Raw genomic sequence first — 1,125 nt, forward strand, 5'->3', positions numbered from 1 at the left:
GTAACAGCCCGTTAAGATCGAACGATCTTTGCGTGTAGTCTTTTTTTCGAAAGTAATGTCTTTTACTTTTTCTTCTTTTTCATCTAATTTCAACTGAATTTCATAGTAACGAGCAATCGTGGGATATCGTTCGCTAAGTCTTCCAACACGTTCGCCCACCTTTACAGCTAACTGGATATTGCCTTTTTCAACAGAGGTTTTCAGTCTGTTTAGGTCGTATAGAAATCGCGTTTCTTTTAGGGCATCCATGGCTTCCTCTTTTTTCTCGCGGCCTTCACTAAGACAGAGAACACGACTTCCTTTTTCAATAGGAAGCTTTTTTACAAATACTGACTCGGATACTGTTTCTTCTGTTGAACTGCTCTGTTTCCCTGCTTTAGCGGGAGAAATTCTTTCAAACGATTCCTTTGCATCCTTAAATTCATCGATGTAATCCTTTTCCACAGCTCTTCGCTCAACTACGATGTACGGATAACCTAATTCCTTTATAAGTGCCAGATTATCTTTTGTAGCGATGCCACGATCCATGACAATCATCGGTCGGTTATCCCATAATTCATGGGGTGCGTCTGTTTGTAGACAGGTCAATATATCTTTCAGTGTTTCTGGTTCAGATTGATTTCCTCCATAGATTTGGCTGAAGATCGGAAATCCAGCATCATCGACAACGAGGGCTAGCGTAACTAGTGAACAGTCAGATCGCTTTTCCTTCGACTTTCCTCGTTTTGCCAACTCGTTATTTTGTGCACCGCCTTCGAAATAGGTATTGGTCAAGTCATACAGATAGACCTGGTTTTTGCGTGGAAACAATGTCAGTTCCTTGGCGCGAAGCCCACTTTCCAATTCCTTTTTGTTAGCCAGCAATTGATCCGCTATTTCGTATATCGCATTTTTTCCTATCTCTAAAAGATTAACAGGAAGTAACTCAACTAATGCGGTACGCTCCCGTAACCAGCGCCATGATGCCAGGTCACTGGAAGGGGCAACCAAACGGCCGACAACGATTGCTTCAGCAAGCGCTTGTTGGGTAGGGTTAAAACCGCAAGCACCTAATAGCTCATTTAACTCTAAACGCTCCCACATCGTATGGCCCACTAATTCAGAACCAAGAGAACGTGACTCTGC

General features: G+C 42.8%; 1 protein-coding gene. It reads right to left on the reverse strand.

The window, feature by feature from the left end:
- Positions 1-1,125: IS1634 family transposase (locus ACOI1C_RS22525; RefSeq protein ID WP_422512871.1), on the reverse strand; the 1,125-nt coding region annotated here is incomplete at both ends.

This window comes from Bacillus sp. DJP31, assembly GCF_049310945.1.
Classification (GTDB): Bacteria; Bacillota; Bacilli; order Bacillales; family SA4; genus Bacillus_BS.